The organism is Rugosimonospora africana (assembly GCF_016862975.1).
Lineage (GTDB): Bacteria > Actinomycetota > Actinomycetes > Mycobacteriales > Micromonosporaceae > Rugosimonospora > Rugosimonospora africana.
Genome location: NZ_BONZ01000106.1, coordinates 1 through 21408, shown reverse-complemented (window position 1 = coordinate 21408; position 21408 = coordinate 1). Strand labels below are relative to the sequence as shown.

23 protein-coding genes are annotated in these 21408 nt (G+C 72.0%); 12 read left to right on the top strand and 11 right to left on the bottom strand.

Annotated features, from left to right (window positions below; genetic code table 11):
- Positions 1 to 36: 36 nt before the first annotated feature.
- Positions 37 to 501, top strand: coding sequence for a MerR family transcriptional regulator (locus Raf01_RS44680; protein WP_203924240.1), 465 nt, complete (start codon positions 37 to 39; stop codon positions 499 to 501).
- A 30-nt stretch (positions 502 to 531) separates the two neighbouring features.
- Here Raf01_RS44680 and Raf01_RS44675 read toward each other — a convergent pair whose 3' ends face one another.
- A complete protein-coding gene (locus Raf01_RS44675; protein WP_239134471.1) occupies positions 532 to 1524 on the bottom strand; it encodes a lysophospholipid acyltransferase family protein in 993 nt (330 codons plus the stop codon).
- 126 nt (positions 1525 to 1650) lie between these two features.
- On the opposite strand from Raf01_RS44675, the gene Raf01_RS44670 reads away from it, so the two are divergent.
- Positions 1651 to 3057: a cytochrome ubiquinol oxidase subunit I gene (locus Raf01_RS44670; RefSeq protein WP_203924268.1), complete on the top strand. Its 1407-nt coding sequence runs from the start codon at positions 1651 to 1653 to the stop codon at positions 3055 to 3057.
- Between the two features lie 17 nt (positions 3058 to 3074).
- Positions 3075 to 4118, top strand: coding sequence for a cytochrome d ubiquinol oxidase subunit II (gene cydB, locus Raf01_RS44665; protein WP_203924239.1), 1044 nt, complete (start codon positions 3075 to 3077; stop codon positions 4116 to 4118).
- Between the two features lie 163 nt (positions 4119 to 4281).
- On the opposite strand, the gene Raf01_RS44660 is transcribed toward cydB, so the two are convergent.
- Positions 4282 to 5013, bottom strand: coding sequence for a hypothetical protein (locus tag Raf01_RS44660; protein ID WP_203924238.1), 732 nt, complete (start codon positions 5011 to 5013; stop codon positions 4282 to 4284).
- A 335-nt stretch (positions 5014 to 5348) separates the two neighbouring features.
- Here Raf01_RS44660 and Raf01_RS44655 point away from each other — a divergent pair, with 335 nt between their 5' ends.
- Positions 5349 to 5705, top strand: coding sequence for a VOC family protein (locus Raf01_RS44655; RefSeq protein ID WP_203924237.1), 357 nt, complete (start codon positions 5349 to 5351; stop codon positions 5703 to 5705).
- 209 nt (positions 5706 to 5914) lie between these two features.
- Positions 5915 to 8305 (top strand): ATP-binding cassette domain-containing protein, encoded by a 2391-nt coding sequence (locus Raf01_RS44650; RefSeq protein WP_203924236.1) that lies wholly within the window; start codon positions 5915 to 5917, stop codon positions 8303 to 8305.
- A gap of 264 nt (positions 8306 to 8569) precedes the next feature.
- Here Raf01_RS44650 and Raf01_RS44645 read toward each other — a convergent pair whose 3' ends face one another.
- The 3 genes from Raf01_RS44645 to Raf01_RS44635 form a co-directional block, all read right to left on the bottom strand.
- On the bottom strand, positions 8570 to 8863 hold the full coding sequence (locus Raf01_RS44645) for a DUF1330 domain-containing protein (RefSeq protein ID WP_203924235.1): 294 nt from the start codon (positions 8861 to 8863) through the stop codon (positions 8570 to 8572).
- A gap of 112 nt (positions 8864 to 8975) precedes the next feature.
- A complete protein-coding gene (locus Raf01_RS44640; protein WP_203924234.1) occupies positions 8976 to 10430 on the bottom strand; it encodes an MFS transporter in 1455 nt (484 codons plus the stop codon).
- 26 nt (positions 10431 to 10456) lie between these two features.
- Positions 10457 to 10819 (bottom strand): MarR family winged helix-turn-helix transcriptional regulator, encoded by a 363-nt coding sequence (locus Raf01_RS44635; RefSeq protein ID WP_203924267.1) that lies wholly within the window; start codon positions 10817 to 10819, stop codon positions 10457 to 10459.
- A gap of 498 nt (positions 10820 to 11317) precedes the next feature.
- Here Raf01_RS44635 and Raf01_RS44630 point away from each other — a divergent pair, with 498 nt between their 5' ends.
- Both Raf01_RS44630 and Raf01_RS44625 read left to right on the top strand, forming a co-directional pair.
- The gene (locus Raf01_RS44630) at positions 11318 to 12097 is read left to right on the top strand and encodes a dienelactone hydrolase family protein (RefSeq protein WP_203924233.1); all 780 of its coding nucleotides are present in this window, start codon (positions 11318 to 11320) and stop codon (positions 12095 to 12097) included.
- 185 nt (positions 12098 to 12282) lie between these two features.
- Positions 12283 to 13089: an aminoglycoside phosphotransferase family protein gene (locus Raf01_RS44625; RefSeq protein WP_308442705.1), complete on the top strand. Its 807-nt coding sequence runs from the start codon at positions 12283 to 12285 to the stop codon at positions 13087 to 13089.
- Between the two features lie 95 nt (positions 13090 to 13184).
- On the opposite strand, the gene Raf01_RS44620 is transcribed toward Raf01_RS44625, so the two are convergent.
- From Raf01_RS44620 to Raf01_RS44610, 3 genes are all read right to left on the bottom strand, one after another.
- On the bottom strand, positions 13185 to 14426 hold the full coding sequence (locus Raf01_RS44620; RefSeq protein WP_203924231.1) for an MFS transporter: 1242 nt from the start codon (positions 14424 to 14426) through the stop codon (positions 13185 to 13187).
- On the bottom strand, positions 14423 to 15043 hold the full coding sequence (locus tag Raf01_RS44615) for a TetR/AcrR family transcriptional regulator (RefSeq protein WP_203924230.1): 621 nt from the start codon (positions 15041 to 15043) through the stop codon (positions 14423 to 14425). The genes Raf01_RS44620 and Raf01_RS44615 overlap by 4 nt, the downstream gene beginning before the upstream one ends.
- Positions 15044 to 15147: 104 nt before the next feature.
- Positions 15148 to 15729 carry a sugar O-acetyltransferase gene (locus Raf01_RS44610; protein ID WP_239134469.1) on the bottom strand — a complete coding sequence of 194 codons (582 nt, stop codon included), beginning with the start codon at positions 15727 to 15729 and terminating at the stop codon, positions 15148 to 15150.
- A gap of 170 nt (positions 15730 to 15899) precedes the next feature.
- Here Raf01_RS44610 and Raf01_RS44605 point away from each other — a divergent pair, with 170 nt between their 5' ends.
- The 3 genes from Raf01_RS44605 (at position 15900) to Raf01_RS44595 (ending at position 17772) form a co-directional block, all read left to right on the top strand.
- Entirely contained in the window at positions 15900 to 16985 is a 1086-nt protein-coding gene (locus Raf01_RS44605; RefSeq protein WP_203924229.1) for an aminoglycoside phosphotransferase family protein, read from the top strand.
- 104 nt (positions 16986 to 17089) lie between these two features.
- Positions 17090 to 17359 (top strand): hypothetical protein, encoded by a 270-nt coding sequence (locus tag Raf01_RS44600; RefSeq protein ID WP_203924228.1) that lies wholly within the window; start codon positions 17090 to 17092, stop codon positions 17357 to 17359.
- Entirely contained in the window at positions 17356 to 17772 is a 417-nt protein-coding gene (locus Raf01_RS44595; RefSeq protein ID WP_203924227.1) for a hypothetical protein, read from the top strand. The genes Raf01_RS44600 and Raf01_RS44595 overlap by 4 nt, the downstream gene beginning before the upstream one ends.
- 227 nt (positions 17773 to 17999) lie before the next feature.
- On the opposite strand, the gene Raf01_RS44590 is transcribed toward Raf01_RS44595, so the two are convergent.
- Positions 18000 to 19154: a coiled-coil domain-containing protein gene (locus Raf01_RS44590; protein ID WP_203924226.1), complete on the bottom strand. Its 1155-nt coding sequence runs from the start codon at positions 19152 to 19154 to the stop codon at positions 18000 to 18002.
- 96 nt (positions 19155 to 19250) lie between these two features.
- Here Raf01_RS44590 and Raf01_RS44585 point away from each other — a divergent pair, with 96 nt between their 5' ends.
- Both Raf01_RS44585 and Raf01_RS44580 read left to right on the top strand, forming a co-directional pair.
- The gene (locus Raf01_RS44585; protein ID WP_203924225.1) at positions 19251 to 20333 is read left to right on the top strand and encodes a site-specific integrase; all 1083 of its coding nucleotides are present in this window, start codon (positions 19251 to 19253) and stop codon (positions 20331 to 20333) included.
- Positions 20334 to 20420: 87 nt separating this feature from the next.
- On the top strand, positions 20421 to 20825 hold the full coding sequence (locus tag Raf01_RS44580; RefSeq protein ID WP_203924224.1) for a hypothetical protein: 405 nt from the start codon (positions 20421 to 20423) through the stop codon (positions 20823 to 20825).
- 126 nt (positions 20826 to 20951) lie between these two features.
- Here Raf01_RS44580 and Raf01_RS44575 read toward each other — a convergent pair whose 3' ends face one another.
- Positions 20952 to 21281, bottom strand: a complete 330-nt coding sequence (locus tag Raf01_RS44575; protein ID WP_203924223.1) for a putative quinol monooxygenase — start codon at positions 21279 to 21281, stop codon at positions 20952 to 20954.
- 12 nt (positions 21282 to 21293) lie between these two features.
- Positions 21294 to 21408: VOC family protein (locus tag Raf01_RS44570; protein ID WP_308442706.1), on the bottom strand; the 115-nt coding region annotated here is incomplete at its 5' end.

The window sequence follows — 21408 nt, the reverse complement described above, 5'->3', positions numbered from 1 at the left end:
GGGCCGTCTCCAACGCCCGCGAATAGGATGGGAAGCATGGCCGATGTCACGCCGCCGGTAGCCGAGCCCCGCGAATCCGATCCGCGGGCGGGCCTGAGCATCGCCGAGGCCGCCCGCCGCACCGGGGTCAGCGTGCACACCCTGCGGTACTACGAGCGTGCCGGCCTGGTCATCACCGGCGTCGACCGCACCGCCGGCGGCTGGCGCCGCTACCACCAGGCCGACCTCAAGTGGATCACGGTGTGCACCAAGCTGCGGGCCACCGGCATGCCGATTAGGGACATCCGCCGCTACGCCCAGCTGGTCTCCGCCGGCCCCGGCAACGAGAAGGAACGCCTCGCGCTGATGGAGGCACACCGCGCGGACGTCGTCTCGAAGCTCGCCGAGTTGCAGGACTGCCTCGGGCTCATCGAACGCAAGGTCGACATCTACCGGGAGCGGCTTTCCGCCGGACAGGCCGACCACCTGTGGACGCCCGAGCGCCTGAGCGCCGCTGGCTGAACCGGCCGCCGCTGGCTGGCGCTCGCGCCGTCAGGCGGGCGGGTGCCGCCGTGAGCGGGCGGTCGACACCGGGCGTACCGGGTCGATCCAGGCCGGCAGCCGTGGCTCGTCGGGGCGCAGCGCGCGCAGGTTCTCGGTGATCGTCGCCATGATCCGGTCGGTTGCCTGGGGTATCCGCAGGCCGGTCAGGTCGACCGGTGCGCCGAAGTGCACGCGTACCACCGGCCGGTGGACCAGGGCCCACAGCAGCCGCCGCACCGCCCCCCACGGGGCGCCCCACGGTACGAGCAGGTGCGCACCCCACTGCGACACCGGCACGACCGGCGCCCCGGTGTCGCGCGCCAGCCGGGCCAGGCCGGTGCGGCCGCGTTCCGGCCAGGCTCCGGGGTCCAGGGTGATCCGGCCCTCCGGGTAGGCCAGCAGCACCGACCCCTGGTCCAGTACCGCCCGGGCGGCAGGCAGCGCGGCGGTCACCTCGGCCCGGTACCGGTCGACCCGGACCAGCCCGCAGTGGCGCAGCACGGCGCCGAACACCGGGATCCGGAACAGGCCGCCGGTGGCCATGATGCGCGGCGCGATCCGCCGCACCCGGCACGCCGCCATCAACACGATCGGGTCCAGGGAACCGATGTGGTTGGCGGCCAGGATCACCGGCCCACCACCCGGCCGGCTGCCGGTCCCCGCGGCGGCTTCGCGACCGTCGCCCCCTCTGCTGTCGCCTTCCGCGCCGTCTCTGCTGTCGCCTCCTCCGCCGTGCCGGTCGGCTTTGCCGTTCCCGAGAGCGGGCAGGCGGGTGGGCAGCGGGGGACCGGTGACCCGCAGCCGGCAGAACGGCGCCAGCAGAACCCGGGCGACGACCAGCAGGGCACGCCACAGCCGCGGGGGCCGGCACGACGGCGTGCCGGCGCTGTCCCCGTCGGCGCTGTCCCGACCGGCGCCGACCGGGTCGGGGCCGGTCGGTCCCGTGCTGAGCGGGCCTGCCGGCGCGACGGTCACGGCATCGGGTCCGGCCGGCGCGGTCACGCCGCCCCCACGGCCCGCGCCGGCAGTGGTCCACGGCACATCCGGCGGGTGTGGTTGTGGGTCCGGCGCCCCACAGGGATACGTTGGTTGCCTACAGGTAGCGAGGTAAGAGATGAGGGGATCGGGGTGCACTCGCTCGACGTCGCACGGTGGCAGTTCGGAATCACCACCGTGTACCACTTCCTGTTCGTACCGCTGAGCATCGGGCTGTCCTTCCTCGTGGCCGGCATGCAGACCGCCTGGGTGCGCACCGGCCACCCGCGCTGGTACCAGCTGACCCGCCTGTACGGTCAACTGTTCCTCATCAACATCGCCCTCGGCGTGGTCACCGGCATTGTGCAGGAGTTCCAGCTCGGCATGAACTGGAGCGCCTACTCCCGCTTCGTCGGCGACGTCTTCGGCGCCCCGCTGGCCCTGGAGAGCCTCGCCGCGTTCTTCCTCGAATCCACCTTCATCGGCCTGTGGATCTTCGGCTGGGACCGGTTGCCACGCCGGATCCACCTGGCCACCATCTGGATCGCCGCGTTCGGCAGCCTGCTGTCCGCGTACTTCATCCTGGCGGCCAACTCGTGGATGCAGCACCCGGTCGGGTACCGGATCAACCCGGCCACCGGCCGCGCCCAGATGACCGACGTCGTGGCCGTCTTCACCAACAAGGTCGCCCTGATCACCCTCGTGCACACGCTGGCCGGCGCGTTCCTGGCCGCCGGCGCCCTGGTCGCCGCCGTGGCCCTGTGGCGGCTCATGCGGGGCACCGGCGGGGCGGACGACTCCCCGGCCATGCGCACCGGCATCCGGCTGGGTTCCTGGGTCACCCTCGCCTCCGGCGCCGCGCTGGCCATCACCGGCGACACCCAAGGCAAGATCATGACCGACGTACAGCCGATGAAGATGGCCGCCGCCGAAGCGCTGTACCACACGGCGTCGCCCGCGCCGTTCTCGATCCTGACCGTCGGCTCCCTCGACGGCAGCCACCCGATCCTGTCGCTGGAACTGCCCCGGCTGCTGTCGTTCCTGGCCACCGGCAACTTCTCCGGCAGAGTCCAGGGCATCGACGACCTTCAGGCCCAGTACCAGCAGTTGTACGGCCCCGGCTCGTACACCCCGAGCATCCCCGTCACGTACTGGACCTTCCGCCTGATGGTCGGTGTCGGCATGCTCGCCGTCGTCACCGCCGCCTGGGCCCTGTACGCCACCCGCCGCGGACGGACGCCGTCGTCCCGGTGGCTGCTGCGCGCCACGCTGGTCACCCCGCTGCTCCCGTTGCTCGGCAGCGCCTTCGGCTGGATCTTCACCGAGATGGGACGCCAACCCTGGATCGTCTTCGGTCAACTGCGCACCGCCGACGGCGTCTCGCCCGGCGTGTCCACCGGTGAAGTGATCACCTCACTGACCCTGTTCACCCTGCTCTACGTCGCCCTGGCCGTCATCGAGACCCGGCTGCTGCTGCGTTACGCCCGCGCCCCGCTGACGTCACCCGCACCGCCGGGAACTCCCGCACCCGACGAGCCACCGCTGGCCTTCGCCTACTGACACCGGGGGAGCGCACCATGCACCTGACCACCGCCTGGTTCACCGTCATCGCGTTCCTGTGGACCGGATACTTCGTCCTGGAAGGCTTCGACTTCGGCGTCGGTGTCCTCGCCCCGCTGCTGGGCCGCGACGAACCACAACGCGGCGCACTGCTGCACACCATCGGACCGGTCTGGGACGGCAACGAAGTGTGGGTGATCACCGCCGTCGGCGCCACGTTCGCCGCGTTTCCCGACTGGTACGCCAGCCTGACATCCGGCTTCTACCTGCCACTGGTACTGATCATCCTGGCGCTGATCGTGCGCGGGGTGGCCCTGGAGTACCGCGGCAAGCGACCCGAACCGGTGTGGCGCAAGCGAGCCGACATCGCCATCGCCGCCGGCTCCCTGCTGCCGGCGCTGGGCTGGGGCGCCGTCATCGCGTCCATGGTGCACGGGGTACCCATGGACGCCGCCCACACCGTCACCGGTGGAGCCGCCTGGATCCTGCGCCCCACCGCACTGCTGGGCGCCGCCACGTTCCTGGCCCTGTTCGCCACTCACGGGGCGCTGTTTCTCGCCCTGAAGACCACCGGAGCGCTGCGCACCCGCGCCCGTACCGTGGCGTTGCGCGTCGGGCCGCTGACCGTCGCGCTGCTCGCGGCGTTTCTGGCCTGGATGGTGCACCCGCACCGTACCGGGGTCACGGTGGCCCTCGCGGTCGCCGCCCTCGCCTGCCTGGCCGGCGGGATCGCCGCGACGGTACGCGGACGTGACGGGTGGGCGTTCACCGGCACGGCAGCCACCGTCGCCCTCACCCTGGCGGCACTGTTCGCCACCCTGTACCCGGACGTGCTGCCCTCGACCCCGAACCCGGCCAACAGCCTGACCGTGGCCGGCGCCGCGTCCAGCCCCTACACACTGACCATCATGAGCTGGGCGGCGGCCGTGTTCGCCCCGCTGGTCCTGGTCTACCAGGGGTGGACCTACTGGGTGTTCCGCCGCCGGATCACCCTCCCGGCCACCGCCTCACCAGCGGCACCGGCCTCGCCGGCCGGAGCCGCCGCCGGCCGGCGGGGGTAGCGACCACCGACCCGGCCGGGCCTGGACCCCGGACCCGCCACGCCGGACCCCGGGAGCCCTGGCCCGGTGCCCTAGGCCCGGTGCCCTGGACGCCGGGCCCGCTCGGACGCCGAGCGGGCCGGCGTCGGCCGCGTTCACCGGCCGCGCGGTGACCCGGTGCGGCTCAGGTCGCCTCGCCGGCCTCGCCCAGTTCGGCGAGCTTCGCCTCGATCTCGGCCAGCTCGGCGCGCAGCCGCTCGGCCTGGTTGCGCGCCTCGGCCCGCTCGGCGGACACGATCTGCTCGACCGCCTCCTGCACACCGGCGACATCCAGCATGCCGACCATCATCAGCGCCTCGGTCGCCTTGATGACATAGGGCTTCGCGAGGACCTTCGCGCCCTGCTGCGCGGCGACGGTCCACTCGCTGTCGGCATACGACAGGGTCACGGTCAGGCCGGGCTGCGGCTTCGGCTTGGCCTGCTTGGCGGCCTTGCGCGCGGCCGGACCGCGTGCCGGTGCGGCGTCGGCGGAGGCGTCGGGCTCGGCGGGGGATGCGTTGTCGTCATCCACGGTCGGGGTCGACATCGGTTCCTTCTCCTCGCGGGCAGTCGGGATCGGGGGATCGGAGAGCTTGAACTCCGGGGCGGGCTTCGCCGGCTTGCGGGGCGGGGTCTTCGGCGCGATGGCCAGGTCGGCGGGGGAGAAGGGCAGTTCGTCACGGCCGAAACGGACGACGAGGAAGTCGTCGCCGACCTCCGGGTCGGTCAGCTGGACGACCTGGCCGAGCTGGCCGACGATCTGCCCGGCGGCCTCGGTGAACACCACCTTCGGTCTGCGGCCGGCGACCAGCCCGTCGCGGATCGACTCGATGTCCTGGTTGGACAGACCCTGGCTGGCGCCCGGCGCGGTGCTCATCGCGGCCCTCCGTACATTCGTTTGATTGAGGAATTCCTACCAGCCGCCTACGACACTTGTGGCAGCCACCCCGCTCGGCCGATCCGCCGGCGGGCCGCCGAGCCGGTCGGTGGCCGAGCCGCCCAGGTCAGCGAGCGGCGCCGTGCCTGACTGGCCGGACGACTGGTCTGGGTCGTGGTGTGGCGCCGGACGCGCCGAGCCAGACTGGTCGAACCGATCAGGATTCAAGAAGCGCCGGCCCGCCGGCCGCGGATAGCGTGAGCTTCGTTCGACGGCGTCGCCGTCCGGGACCCTCCGGGTCCGACCACACATCACGCAAATTATGAGGAGCAATCATGACCGACTCGTCCACGCAGGGGATCAAGACCGTCCTGCACCCCGTCTCCGATTTGGCCAAGGCCAAGGAGGTGTACGCCGCCCTGCTCGGCATGCAGCCGCAGACCGACTCGCCCTACTACGTCGGTTTCGAGGCCGAGGGCCAGCAGATCGGACTGGTACCCGCCGGCGGCCCGCAGGGCATGACCTCACCGGTCGCGTACTGGCACGTGTCGGACATCGAGGCGAAGCTGGCCGAGGTGACCGCGGCCGGTGCCACCGTGAAGGAGGCCGCGCACGACGTCGGCGAAGGCCGCCTGGTCGCCACCTTCACCGACCCGGACGGCAACGTCCTCGGGCTGGTCCAGGACCGGTGAGGACCGGCCCCGGCACCCGGGTGGCCGGCGCCCCGGCTGGCGGCAACCGCCGCCGGGGCCGCACCACCCGGTGAACACCGCCGATCGACCGCCCGGCGTACCGTTGGCGGAACTGCCCTGACCACAGCGAACCGGCCAGAGTGAATCGGGCCAGGCGACGCCCACGCAGACCCGCCGCGACAGCGGCCCGCCCGAGAAACGGAGACACCATGAGCAAGGCCGCGAAGACGGACGCCGCGCCGCCCGCGCCACACGACGCGGACAGCCACGACCTGATCCGCGTGCACGGCGCCCGGGAGAACAACCTCAAGGACGTCACCGTCGAGATCCCGAAGCGCCGCCTGACCGTGTTCACCGGCGTCTCCGGTTCCGGCAAGAGCTCGCTGGTGTTCGACACGATCGCCGCGGAGTCGCAACGGCTGATCAACGAGACCTACAGCACCTTCGTGCAGGGATTCATGCCGACACTGGCCCGGCCCGACGTCGACGTGCTGGACGGGCTGACCACCGCGATCATCGTCGACCAGCAGCGGATGGGAGCCGACCCGCGCTCCACGGTCGGCACCGCGACCGACGCCAACGCGATGCTGCGCATCCTGTTCAGCCGGCTCGGCAAGCCGCACATCGGATCGGCGAAGGCGTTCTCCTTCAACGTCGCCTCGATCAGCGGCGCCGGGGCGGTCACCCTGGAACGCGCCGGGCAGACGGTCAAAGAACGCCGCAGCTTCAGCATCACCGGCGGCATGTGCCTGCGCTGCGAAGGCCGAGGGTCGGTCACCGACTTCGACCTGTCCGCCCTCTACGACGACACGAAGTCGCTCAACGAAGGCGCGCTGACCATCCCCGGCTACAGCGTCGACGGCTGGTACGGCCGCATCTTCACCGGCTGCGGGTTCTTCGACCCGGACAAGCCGATCAGCAAGTACACCAAGAAGCAGCTCCACGACCTCCTCTACAAGGAACCCACGAAGATCAAGGTTGAGGGCATCAACCTGACCTACGAGGGCCTGATCCCACGGATCCAGAAGTCGTTCCTGTCCAAGGACGTCGACGCGATGCAGCCGCACGTGCGCGCCTTCGTCGAACGGGCGGTCACCTTCACCATCTGCCCCGACTGCGGCGGCACCCGCCTGAACGAGGGCGCCCGATCGTCGAAGATCAAGGGGATCAGCATCGCCGACGCCTGCGCGATGCAGATCAGCGACCTCGCCACCTGGGTACGCGGCCTCGACGAGCCATCGGTGGCGCCGCTGCTGACGGCGCTGGGGGAGACCCTCGACTCGTTCGTCGAGATCGGGCTGGGCTACCTGTCCCTGGACCGCCCGTCGGGCACCCTGTCCGGCGGCGAGGCCCAGCGCACCAAGATGATCCGCCACCTCGGCTCGGCGCTGACCGACGTCACGTACGTCTTCGACGAACCCACCATCGGCCTGCACCCGCACGACATCCGGCGGATGAACGACCTGCTGCTGCGCCTGCGCGACAAGGGCAACACGGTACTGGTCGTGGAACACAAACCGGAGACGATCACGATCGCCGACCACGTCGTCGACCTCGGCCCGAGCGCCGGCACCAAGGGCGGCGAGGTGGTCTTCGAAGGCACCGTCGACGGACTGCGGACCAGCGGAACCCTGACCGGCCGGCACCTCGACGACCGCGCCCGCCTCAAGCCCTCGACACGCACCCCGTCCGGAACACTGAACGTCCGCGGCGCCAACACCCACAATCTTCGCGACGTCGATGTCGACATCCCGCTCGGCGTCCTGGTCGTGGTCACCGGCGTGGCCGGATCGGGAAAGAGTTCACTGATCCACGGCTCGGTGTCCCACCAGGACGGGGTGGTGTCGGTCGACCAGAGCGGCATCCGCGGCTCCCGGCGCAGCAACCCGGCCACGTACACCGGCCTGCTCGACCCGATCCGTAAGGCGTTCGCCAAGGCCAACAACGTGAAACCGGCTCTGTTCAGCGCCAACTCCGAGGGCGCCTGCCCGAACTGCAACGGCGCCGGGGTCATCTACACCGACCTGGCGATGATGGCCGGCGTCGCGACCACCTGCGAGGAGTGCGAGGGCAAGCGGTTCGACGCGTCGGTGCTGGAGTACACCTTCGGCGGCAAAGACATCAGCGAGGTGCTCGCGATGCCGGTGACCGAGGCCGAGGAGTTCTTCGGCACCGGTGAGGCACGCACCCCGGCAGCACACAAGATCCTCGCGCGGCTCGCCGACGTCGGCCTCGGGTACCTCAGCCTCGGCCAGCCGCTGACCACTCTGTCCGGCGGCGAGCGGCAGCGGCTCAAGCTGGCCACCCACATGTCGGAGACCGGTGGGGTGTACATCCTCGACGAGCCGACCACCGGCCTGCACCTGGCCGACGTCGAACAGCTGCTCGGCCTTCTCGACCGGCTGGTCGAGAACGGGAAGTCGGTCATCGTCATCGAGCACCATCAGGCGGTCATGGCGCACGCCGACTGGATCATCGATCTGGGGCCCGGCGCCGGCCACGACGGGGGCCGGATCGTCTTCGAGGGCACGCCCGCGGACCTCGTCGCGGCGCGCTCGACGGTGACCGGTGAGCATTTGGCCGCCTACGTCGGCGCCTGAGCCGACCCGGGGCTCCCACCCAGGCTCCGCCACTGATTCGATAATGCACATTATGTCAACCAAACGGGTGGGAGGCCGCCGCTCGTCGGGGTCGGCCCCCCGCCGACATCGAGGCCGACGTCCGCGCCGCCGGGAACCGTCGCCGGACTGGACATCACCGCCGATGCCACTGGCCTGACGCTGTTCGCGACGGTGCGGCGCGCTGACGAGCCGGGGTGATCCCCGCAGTCGGCTTCGTGTTCGTCGCCGACGCAGCCTCGATCGTCAGTCGAGGCCTTCGACGATGCGGAAGTCGCGCTCGACGCCGTCAGCGAGTGCGGCCAGCGCCTCCTGGTAGGCCGCACTCGCATGTGCGGCGACCGCCTGTTCGAAGCTGTCGAACTCGATCAGGACGGTGCGCTCGGCGATTCCGGCGTCGTGTGCGACGATCCGACCGTCGCGGGCGAGCGTCCGCCCGCCCGCGGCCTTGACGGCTGGACCAGCCAGCTTGTTGTAGGCAGCCAGCTTCTCGGGGTCTGAAATGGTGCGGTAGACGCTGACCCAATAGCCCTTGACCACGGTACCTCCTGTGTTCGGAATTGATGCTCAGAAGCATGCTCAGATCCATGGCCGGCGCGCTGTGGGTCAGCGAGCCGACGGAGACGGCGTCGAAGTCGGACGGCTTCGATCCTCAGCTTCCGGTTCGACTCGACCGGCCCAGGCTCGGCACACCGACTGGGGCTGTGATCGGATTGGTCTCGGGTGAGCGTCGGCGGGCGAGGGCGAGGCTGGTCATCGTCGTGATCGCCATCGCGGCGACGCCGACCAGCGCCGCGGTCGTGTAGGCGTCGTGGTTCGGGAAGAGGCGGCCCTTGGCGGTGCCGGCGGCCAGGAAGAGGCCGCCGATGGCGCTGCCCAGGGAGTACCCGACGCTGCGGACGACGTAGTTGAAGCTCATGGCGCTCGACGTCTCGCTCTTGGGGGTGACGGCCAGGATGACGCCGGGCATGGCGGCGGAGAAGCTGCCGACGCCGAAGCCCAGCACGCCCATGGCCGCGAGCAGTTCGGCCAGGTTGGACCGGGCGGTGGCGAACAGGACGAACCCGCCGCCGACGATGGCGGCGCTGCCGGCCAGGAGCAGGGGGCCGTCGATCCGTTCGCGGACCCGCGGCGTGAGCTTGCCGGCGACGAACCCCAGCACGGAGAACGGGATGAGGACCAGCCCCGCCACGAAGGTGGTCAGTCCGAAGCCGTAGCCGGCGCTGTGCGGCGTCTGCGCGTAGCGGGTGATGAGCGTGAGCAGGAGGTACATGCCGCTCCCGCCGACGAACATGGCGATGTTCGCCCCGGCGACCGCCGGGTGCCGTACCGCCCGGACGTCGACCAGGGGCGTCTTGGTTCGCAGTTCGGAAACGGTCCAGACGCAGAGCAGGAGTACGGCGGCGACGGCAAGGGCCACCGCCACGGCGAGATGCCGGCTCCACAGGCTCCTCTCGCCGGCCAGGAACAGGACGAGGAGCAGTCCACCCGCCAGGACGAGCGCACCGGCCACGTTCACGTGAGCGGAGCGGCCTTCGGGAGCTGCGGGCACCGAGCGCCACGCGGTCACGAAGGCGATGGCGGTGACGAGCAGGCCGAGGCCGTAGGCGGCCCGCAGTCCGCCGAACTCGGCGAGCAGCGCGGCCAGCGGGTAGCCGACGCCGGCTCCGATGATGGAGACCACTGAGATCAGGGCGATCGTGGCCGCGCTGCGCTCCTCGGGAAGATGGTCACGGGCAACGCCCATCATCAGCGCCGTGAGACCGAGTCCGACGCCTTGGGCCGCTCTGCCCACGAGCAGCCAGGCGAACGGCAGCGGTAGCACGGTGAGCGCGCTGCCGGCGACGACGATCGCCAGCGTGGCGAGAATCGTGGCCCGCCGGTGCGGACCGGCTCCGAGCCGGCCGAGGACGGGTGTGGCGACGGCGCCGCTGAGCAGGGCGATGGTCAGCGTCCACTGCGCGCTGTCGAGGGAGACGTGCAACCTGGTCGCCACGCTGGTGATCAGCGGCGTCCCGAGGCTGGCGACCGCCGCCACGACCAGGGCGATGAACATCAGGGCGGGGACCAGCAGACGTGCCTCGGAACGTATCAGGGCAGTGCTCACGGGCTGGTCATGAGCCTGGGCCGCGGTCATCGGTCCGACTCCTCTCGGGCGTGGCTTTCGAGCTCCGCCAGATGCAGCAGCGCCGGAAGGGCCGCTGCCAAGGCCTCGACCTCGTCACCGGTGAGTTCGTCGATCAACCGCGCGTACGCGTCGACGCCCGCCTGGCCTCGCGTCCGGACGTACGACGCGCCGGCCTCGGTCAGGCACACCAGCGTGACCCGCTTGTCGGACGGATCGCCCTTCCGCTCGACCAGCCCGGATTCCTCCATCACCCGGACCAGGACAGTCATCGCGGGCTGGGTGACGCCCTCGGCCACCGCCAGATCGGTGATCCGTCGCGGGCCGGTCTTGTCCAGGGTGGCCAAGGTGGCGGCGGACGTCAGGCTCATGTCGCGGGGAAGGCGTCTCACGGCCCTGGTGGCCAGACCGTAGAGGGCTGACCCGATGGCATCAGAAGCGCCGTGTGCGGCGTCTCGACGACTCATGCCTGAAGCATAGCAGCTTTATATGAATCCTTTATGCATCTCCCGATCTTGGTTCGGCGATGCCCGACTTACTTCGGGCAGGTCCCGCGGACGAGTGCGTACCAGGAGCGCGGCCGCCCGGACCGCACCCCACAGTCGGGACAGCATCGGGCCTGCTCATCGCAGGTGATCAGGGCCAGCATTCGCCGGGCTGGCCGACCGCTTCCCCACCGGTCCTCGGAAAATGGTTGGCCGCAGACGTCGTCGCGCGGTAGCGTGCGGTACGCCGTGGCATCGCGCGAGGAGGTGAGACCCATGAACGCTGTATCGAGGTGGGTGCTCCCTCGCTTCGTCACGGTCGGGCGATTGACGTAGGGGTCGCCGGGAGCGCTTCGACGAGGCACTCCCGAAAGGCAACAACCCATGCATTCTGTGCACTTCACCGCCCAGACATCGGCGAACGGTGTCGTCGAACGCGACTTCGTCGTGGGCGAGGTCCCCGGTGTGCTCTGGTCCCCCGCATCCGGCTCCGATCACGCGCCCCTGGTGCTGATGGGTCACGGTGGCGGCCTGCACAAGAAGACCCCGGCACTCGTGGCCCGGGCGCACGACACCGTGACCACCTGGGGTTTCACCGTGGTCGCCATCGACGCGCCCGGACACGGCGACCGCCCGCGTACGGCGCAGGACGAGCAGGCCCGCGCCGGCCTGCGGCAGGCGATGACGGCGGGCGACGGCGAACGCGTCGCGTCGATCAGCGCCGGCTACGGCGCCGCACTGGCACAGCGTGCCGTGCCGGAATGGCAGGCGACCCTGGACGCCCTCCAGCAACTGCCCGAGATCGGCACCGAAGCGCCGATCGGCTACGGCGGTGGCATCTCACTGGGCACCGCGATCGGGATACCGCTGACGGCGGTCGAGCCCAGGATCACCGCCGCCATCTTCGGTGGCGGGTTCGTCGTCGACCAGGCGCTGATCGAGGCGGCGAGACGGATCACCGTACCGGTCCAGTTCCTGCTCCCCTGGGACGACGAGCACGTCGACCGCCAATCCGCTCTGGCACTGTTCGACGCGTTCGCCTCGCCGGAGAAGACGCTGCACGCCAACCCGGGCGATCACCGCACCATTCGCTGGTTCGGGGTCGACAACGAGTTCCTGGCCCGGCAACTGCGCCGGGCCGACGCTGGCGCGTCGGCGGCCTGACCTGACCGGTGTCGGCGTCCAGCACCGTGCCGGACGCCGACACCGGCGCCAGCGGAAACTCACTTGGCAGCGCTCAAGTACCGTGACTCGCCGTGCTTGAATCCGAGTTTGAGATCAGTGAAGCTCTGGTCCGCGACTTGCTGCGGGAGCAGCATCCGGACCTGGCTGGGCTGCCCATCCGCGAGGTGGCGGGCGGCTGGGGAAACCAGATGTGGCGCCTCGGGGACGACTTGGCTGTCCGGATGCAGCGGATGGACAAAAGCTTCGATCTCCAACTCAAGGAGCGCCGCTGGCTGCCGCTGCTGGCCTCACGCCTGCCGCTTCCGATCCCGACTCCGGTGCGAAGCGGTACACCGTCCGAGCGCTTCCCCAAGATCTGGACGGTCATGACCTGGGTTGAAGGCACGCCCCTGGACCACGGCTCGATCACCCGCGGCGACCACGCGGCCGACATGCTGGCGGCCTTTCTCAAGGCGCTGCATGTCGAGGCGCCCGCCGACGCGCCGGACGCCTCGGACTTCGGCGCTCACCCCAAGGAATGCACCGACGGCTTCGAGCACTTCCTGCGGGCCGTGGACCTCGACGGATTCGCCGAGGACGACATCCGGGCTGTGTGGGGCGACGCGGTGGCGGCTCCGGAGTGGCAGGGCCCACGGGTGTGGGTGCACGGTGACCTGCATCCCGCGAACGTCGTCATCGCGGACGGCACACTGGCGGGCATCGTCGACTTCGGCGCGGTCTTCGCCGGCGATCCGGCGTGGGACCTCGCGGCCGCCTGGCTGCTGCTCCCCGAGGGCGGCGCCTCGCGGTTCTTCGACAGCTACGGGCAGGCGGACGAGGCGACGGTCCGACGGGCGCGCGGGCTGGCCGCGATGAAGAGCCTGTTCTTGATGCTGATGGGCCAGAACGGGGATCGCGGCCTGCCCGGCGGCAAGCCGAACTGGGGGCCCGCAGGCCGGTCGGCACTTGATCGTGTCCTGAAGGGCCTTTGACGTCGGCATAGACCGGGCTCTCCCCCGGCGGCCGCAACCAGAGCGCACCGGACCCCGCCGCGGCCCCTCCGGGTGAAGGGATCGGGCGCGGTCGACTATCCGGATCGGGTGGCGGCCCGCCGGTCGTCGCGCGGGGCGGACGCGTCGCCGGTATCCAGCGGGCGGACGCTGGTGGCGAGCAGGGTGGCCAGGCCGAGCAGTACGGCGACGAGTGTCAGCGCGCGCAGCACGGTGACGTGGTCGCCGAGGAAGCCGATGGTGGGCGGCCCGCCGAGGAAGGCGCAGTAGCCGATCGACGCGATGACGCTGACCCGGGCGGCCGCCCGGCGCGGGTCGTCGGCGCCCGCGCTCATCCCGACCGGGAATCCGAGCGAGACGCCGCCGCCCCACAGCAGCGTGCCGAACGCGTACACCGGCGACGGCCCGAAGACGAACAGCAGCGCACCGGCGATGCCGATCAGCGCGAAGGTCCGCACGACCGGAACCCTGCCGTAGCGGTCGAGCAGTCCCGGTCCCACCCAGCGGCCGACGGTCATCGCGAACAGGAAGCCGGCGAAGGCGAGCGTCCCGAGCGCGGCCGGCACGTGGCGGTCGTCGATGGTGGCGACGCTGATCCAGTCGTTGCCGGTGCCTTCGGCGAACGCGAAGGCGAGCACGAACACCCCGACGAGCAGCGTGCGCGGCTCCCGCCAGGCGGTCAGGGCACTCGACCGGGCCGGTTGCCCGGTGCTGACCGGCTCGGTGTCGTCGTGGTCGGGTACGAAGCGTCGCGCGGACCACGACACGGATGCCGCGACGACGACCGCGACCGCGGTCAGGTGCACGGCGACCGACACGTGCGTCGCGACCATGGCCGCGCCGAGCAACGCGCCGGCGACGGTGCCGAGGCTGAACCCGGCGTGGAACCGGGACATGATCGACCGGCCGAGGTGCCGCTCCACGACGGTGCCCTGGACGTTCATGGCCACGTCCCACGCGCCGTTGCCGAAGCCCAGCAGGACCAGCCCGACGACCACCGGGACCACGCCGACGAGGGAACCAAACGCCGCGGTGGCGAGGCCGACGCCGAGCACGACGGCCATCACCCGGACCGTCGTGGCGGACCCGAACCGGGTGACGAGGGGGCCGGACAGCGGCAGCGCGAGCAGCGAGCCGGCGGCGACCGCGAGCAGCACGAGGCCGAGGGTTCCCGGGGACAGGTGCAGGCGGTCGCGTACCTGCGGGATGCGTGCGGCCCAGCTGGCGAACGCGAACCCCGAGCCGATGAAGGCGGTGAAGGTGGCCGCGGTGGCGGCGCGGACGGTGGCGGCCGCGGGCGGCGCGGTGGTCAAGGTCATCGGCGTCCTCCGGGTTCGGGGGTGGGTGTGCCCGGCGCGGCGGTACCGGGCTCGGGCGCGACAGCGCGGGCGACCGCGGCCCGGGTGATGTGGCGCGGGAACGGTGCGGTCGACAGCATGCGGTGCATGACCAGGCCCTCGATCAGGGCGTCGAGGCCACGGGCGGTGTCCGGGTCGACGTAGCGTTCCAGCACCGTGCGGCTGGTGCGCATCCACTCCTCGGTCACCGTCCGCAGTGCCGGGTCGCGCAGCGCGGCCAGGTAGAGCTCGTAGCTGACGGTCCACTCCCCCGCGTCGGCGCCGACGTTGCCGTGCACCATGTCGGTGATCGCCTCGATCAGCTCGTCGGGCGTGCGCACCGCGTCGAAGTGTGCCGCGTACGCCGCCGACAGCCGTTGCGCCAACCGGGTGAACGCCTGCGCGCGCAGGTCGTCGAGGCTGGTGAAGTGGTACGTCAGCGAGCCCAGTGGCACGTCCGCCGCCTGGGCGATCAGCCGGTGCGTCGTGGCCGCCACGCCGTGTTCGGCGATGACCTCGATCGCGGCGTCCAGGATGCGTTCCCGGCGTTGCGGGTCGAACCGCCGGACCCGGCGGCTCGGTGCGGGCTTCACCTCCATCTGTACAACTGTACACATGGAGTGTACGGATGTACACAACGCGGTGGCCGGCCGTCCGCGGCAACACGACGGCGCAGCGCTGCGACGGGCCGGCGCGGCGACGGCTACGGCGCCAGGTGCCGGATGACGCGTGCCGGATTGCCGACCGCGACGACGTTGGCCGGCAGGTCGCGGGTGACCACCGCACCGGCCCCGACCACGGTGTTCTCCCCGATCGTGACGCCGGGACAGACGATCGCGCCGCCGCCGAGCCAGACGTTGTCGCCGATCGCGATCGGTCGGGCCGCTTCCCACTTGTCTCGCCGTGGGCCCGCCTCGACGGGGTGGGTGGGCGTCAGAAGCTGCACGTTGGGGCCGATCTGCACGTCGTCGCCGATGGTCACCCGGGCCACGTCCAGGCACACCAGGCCGAAGTTGGCGAACGTCCGCGCGCCGATGAAGGTCTGGTAGCCGTAGTCGCAGTGGAACGGCGGCCGGATCTCCGTACCCTCGCCGAGCGCACCCAGCAGCTCGGCGAGCACCGCCCGGCGACCGGCGCCGTCCGTGGGATCCATGGTGTTGTACCGGTGGCTCAGCGTCTGTGCGCGGGCGGCGTCGGCGGCCAGGTGCGGATCGTCGGCGATGTACAGCTCGCCGGCCAGCATCCGCTCGCGCATGCTCTCGTCGGTGGACACGTCTTCGACCATCGCACGGTCATACCAGCCGGGGCGCGTTGGCCGTTGGTCGGTGCCGGGATCTGCTTCAACGATACGGGGCGCGGGGGCTCAGATCATCGGCCCAGAAGCGGATCTTTCCGGCACCCGGGGTCGCTACGGTGGCCGTCATCCATCCGCGCGTCCGCAACCGGGGGCCCATCGTGCAGACCACCGACGTCGACCTGTCCTGCCAGATCCTGCCCGACGTTCTCGGCGGCCGGATCGAGACCGCGACACCGCTGCGGCACAACGAGGGCAACGCCGCCACCGGTGGGATCTGGCGGGTACGGGGGCCGGGCGGTACCGCCATCCTGAAGGTGGCCCAGCCACCGTCGGGCACGGCCGGCTCCTCGTGGCCGACCAGCGACGAGCCGACCCACTACAACTACTGGCGGCGCGAGGTGCTCGCGTACACGACGGGGCTGGCCGGCCGGGTGTACGCCGACGCCGGCATCGCCGTACCCGAGCCGCTGGCCACCGGTACCCGCCCGGGTGGCGCGGTGGAGTTGTGGCTGGCCGACGTGCCGGGCGTACCGGGGACCTCCTGGCCGGTACCGCGGCTGGGAGCCTTCGCCCACGAACTGGGTGCCGCGCAGGCGCGGTGGGCGGGCCGGGTGCCCGACCTGCCGTGGCTGTCACGCCGGTGGCTGGCCCAGTACCTGGACCACGGCCCCAGCCGGGTGGTGTGGATCGACCGCGATGAACACTGGAACCATCCCCTGGCCGAGGTGTGGCCGGCCGGCGTACGCCAGTGCCTGCGGCAGCTGTGGGAGCGCCGCGACCGGTACCGGGCCGCCGCCGAGGCACAGCCCCGGACGCTGTGCCACCTCGACGTGTGGCCGACCAACCTGATCGACGACGCGGGTACCAGCGTGCTGCTGGACTGGTCGTTCATCGGCGACGGCGCGATCGGCGAGGACGCCGCCAACCTGATCGTCGACAGCGTCACCGACGGGCTGATCGACGCCGTGCTGCTGCCGGAGATCACCGCCACGGTCACCGACGGGTACCTCGCCGGCCTGCGCGACGGCGGGTTCACCGGCTCCCCGGACCCGGTACGGCGCGCGATCGCGATCTGCGGTGCCGCGAAATACTGCTGGTTCGGGCCGGCCGTGCTCAGCCGGGTGCTCCGGGACGGGACATTCGGGCATCCGCAGTACGGGCAGGACGAGGGCGGCCAGGCGGCGGTGGACCGGCTGCGGGGCCTGGTGGAGCTGCTGGCCGCATGGGCCGGCGACCTGCCGTGACCCCGCGCCGGCTGGCGGCGCGACGGCCCCGGCACCTCCGCCCGGCGCTGGTAGGATCGCGGTATGACCGCTCGCCGTGCCGCTCACCCCGCCGGGAGGCCCGCATGACCGCCAAACGCAGCATCAGCGTCCCCGACGACGTCGCCGCCTGGCTCGACCAGCAGGACAACGTGTCGGCCGCGGTGACCGACGTGGTACGCGCCCACATCCACGCCGAGCGCACCGACGAGATCCTGCGGGCGGCCGGTTTCGACATCACCGAGGCCGGCAAGCGCCGCTGGCGGGACCGGCTCCGGGAGCCGATCCCGGCGGACGCCCTCACCGAGGCGCGGCGGATGCTCGGCCGCCCCGGCGCCGCCGGTGAGGCGGCGTGAGCGATGTCGCGGCGGTCCTGGACACCTCCGCGCTGCTGGCGTACGTGGCCGGGCACGTCGCGGTCGGCGAGCTGATCGCCGAGATCAGCGACGAACGCCGGCAGTTGGGCATCCCGGCGGTGTGCCTGGCCAGCGCCCGGGCCGCGGTCGGCGACGACGGGGCGGCGGCGCACCTGCGGCTGCTGACCACGACCTCGGCGATCGTGATCCTGCCGCTGGCGACCGACCGGGTCGGTGGGGTGGATTCGGTGTGGCAGGTCGGTGAGCTGGCCCGGGCGGCCGGCGGGGACCTGTCCGTCGGGCACGCCGCCCGGGCGGCGCTGGAACTGGAGGCGTACTACGCGACGACCCGGCCGGAACAGGCCGCCGCGGTCCTGCCACCCGGGTGGGGAATCCTCGACCTGGCCGGGTAGAGGCGGCCCGCCCGACAGGGGGCGGGCCGAAGCAGGACGGGACCTGACCTACATGGGGGCTAGCGTCGGTGGCACTGTCCCGCGTGCAGAGGAGCCACCCACATCGAGGACGTGACGCCCAAGGAGACGCAGCGACGCTTCGGCGACCCGAAGTTCACCGCGGCGATGGAGTACCTGCAGCGCCCCGAGACCGAGATCTTCCCCAGGAACTGATCCCCCCACCGGTGTCACGCGGGGCCGCCCCCGAGCGGTTCGGGGGCGCTCGCCGTGGTGTCGCTAGCCGTGGTGGCCGGCGCGACCGCGGCCGGCAGCGCGGCGGCGAGCCGGTCGACCAGCGTCTCGGCACGTTCGGCGCGGCGGACCGCGGCGGTGGTGGCATCGGTGGCCGCGACCAGGTCCCGCCCCAGCCGGTCGGTGTCCGCGGCAAGCCGGGACGCTTCGGCCGCCGCGGCGTCCCGCTGCCCGGCGGCGGCCTGAAACTCGTCGGCCAGGGCCCGCGCCCGGTCGGCGTCGGCCCGCTGCTGTTCGCGTAGCGCGTCGAGTTCGGTCCGCAGCGCGGTCAACTGCTCGCGCAGGTGGGCGGCCTCGGTCGCGGCGAGATCCGCCCGGGCACCCGCCGAAGCGAGCTGGGTACGCAGGTCGGCCGCCACGGCATGAGCCGCGTGCAACTCGGCGCGCACCCCGTCACGGTCGGCCAGCGCGGCAGCCGCTCGCTGGTCGGCGGCCTCACGCCGGCGCACCTCCTCTGCCTGGCCCGCGGTCGCCAGCGCACCCGCGGCCTCGGCCTGGCCCCGGGACCGGTCCGCCTCGGCGACCCGGTCCCACGCCCGGCGGACCTGCTCCTCGGCATCCCGGCGCGCGGCCTCCGCCCGCTGCTCGGCCCGCCGGGCGTCAGCCTGGGCGACGTCACGGTCCGTCTCGGCCTGCTGCGCGGCCCGGGTGGCCCGGTCGGTGTCGACCTGCGCGGCGGCGGCACGCTGATCGGCGGCGGTGCTCGCGCTCTCCGCCTCACCGATCCGGGTCAAGGCACCGTCCCTGACCTCAGCGATCGCGGTGAGGAGGTCGGTCAGCTGCCCGGCCAGCGGTTCGGCCGCCGCGATGACCCGGGAACCGGTGGCACGGAAGGAATCCAGCGGACCGTCGAGACCTGCGGCACGCTCCGCGACGCGGGCCGCCGCGGCCATCTGCCGGCAGCTGCGACCGCCTGGCTCCCAGCGGCGGTCCGGGCAGTACTCGGGCGGCCGGCCACGTCCGTCGTAGTCCAGCGCGCGCCCACACTGGCCGTATCCGCAGCGCCGGACCTGCCCGTCGGGCACCGTCGCGGCCCCGCTGCCGTCCCGTGCACCGCTGTCGTCGCCGGCCATCCCCCACCACCGATCCATTAGTTACGTCGTAACAAAGAAGTGTTTCTACATTATCGGGAACAGTAACTATCACGCGCAAGACAGAACGACTGATTCCCGATAACATTCCTTCTCGTGAATCAGATTGAGGGCCCCCACGGAGCCGGGAAACACGGGGCCGGAAGAGACGGAGCCGGGAGACAACCGGCCACCCTGACCCCGACGGCGGTGGAACCGGCCGGCGGTGGCCTGTCCGAAGCGACCCGCCGCCGGGTCGCCGAATCCGTACCCGCCTCCACCCGGCGGGTCTACGCCGGCGACTGGTCGCGATTCACCACCTGGACCGCCCACCGCGGCCTGGCCCCACTGCCGGCGACACCCGCCACCCTGGCCGAATACACCAACACGCTCGTCGACGCGGGCAAGGCCCCGACCACCATCGAACGCGCCCTCGCCGCGATCTCCACCGCGCACCGCGCCGCCGGCCACGAACGGCCCGACCTCGGACTGGCCCGGGCCGTCCTGCGCACCCACCGCCGGGAGCGCGCCGTCAACGGCACCCCCCAGGTGCACAAGGCCGCCCCGGTCACAGTGACCTCGCTGCGCGCGATGGTCACCGCCCTCGATCTCGACACCCCCGCCGGAGTACGGGACCGGGCACTGCTCGTGGTGGGCTTCGCCCTCGGCGCCCGCCGCTCCGAACTCGCCGCCCTCGACCTCGGCGACCTGGTCGTCACCGACGCCGGCCTGCAGGTCACCATCCGCACCTCGAAGACCGACCGCGACTCCGCCGGCCGGATCGTCGCACTGCCCTACGGATCGCACCCCGACACCTGCCCGGTACGTGTCACCCAGGCGTGGCTGGCCCTGCTCGCCACCACCGACCGCACCACCGGCCCGCTGTTCGTCCGCGTCGACCGGCACGGCCGCCTCGGCCGGGCCGCCGCCGGACGAGGCACCACCGACGGACGGCTCACCGGCCAGGCCGTCGCCCTGATCGTCAAACGCACCGCGCTCGCCGCCGGCCTGGACCCGGCCGCCGCCTGGTCAGGGCACAGCCTGCGCCGCGGCTACGCCACCGAGACCTACCGCGCCGGCGCCGACCCGCTACGCATCGCCCGCCACGGCGGCTGGAAAGACGGCTCCGCCACACTGCTCGGCTACGTCGAGGAAGTCGACCGCTGGCGCGCCAACCCCCTGGTCGGCGTCGGCCTGTAGCAACCCGACCCGACCCGACCCGGCACGGCGCGGCGCGGGCGCTACCCTCGGAACCGGCCGTACCCCCGACCCCCGGGAGTCCCGTCGATGCGCCACGAACTGCTGCGCCGCCACCGGATGCCCGCCGACTGCGTGTTCACCCTGTGGCTGGACTTCGGAGCCGGACGCGATCGCGACGAAATCGACTTCACCGAGTTCTACGACTACCCGTCCCGTGCGGACAAGGACGGCCGCGAGTACGCGTACTCCGTCTACGTACCCGCACGAGACCTGAACCGGCTCGTCGACGCGCTGGGCCGCCGCTGCGGGCAACAGCCACCCGAACCCGACCCGCGCGACACCCTGGTCGCCTGCTTCCGCGCCCTCGTCGACCGGGGCGACCTCGGCGACCACCTCGCCATCGAGGGCAACGTCCGGGCGTTGCGGTCCTGGCTCGACGAGGCCGGCATCGGCCACCGCGAAGGCCGCTGGGCCTGGTTCGACAGCGACTGAGGGCCGCCCGGCCACACCGGACGGCCCTCACCGCACGAGCCAAATCAGGTGGGCCTACCGTGCGGCCACGCCCTACGCCGGGGGCGGCCGACCGGGGGCCGGCCGACCGGCCCCCGGGATGCCCACCTACCCAGCCAGCCCGACCCCACCGCACGGCACCAGGTCCACCCGCTGCGGCCGGCCGTCCACCAGCGCCATCACGTCGGCCATGCTCACCGGCGGATCCTCGGCCGTCCGCGCCGCCTCCAACGCCGCGTTCACCGCGGCCTCGTCGGACCACACCTCGAACGCGTACACCGTGTCCGGATCCGCCCGGTCCTGATTGATGACGTACAGCTCACAGCCCGGAAAGTCGCGCAGCGTACCCGCGACCCGCACCAACGCGGCCGCCAGCTCACCACCCCGCCCCGGATGCGCCTTCGCGGTCATCAACCGCCCCACCCGCGCCTCGCTCACGACAACCCCACCTCAGACGCTGGTGCTGATGCAGAATGGGTGCCCGGCCGGGTCCAGCAGCACCCGCCACCGGTCCGGCTGCGGCTGCGCCGACGGCTCCGTCGCTCCCAGAGCGATCAGGTCCGCC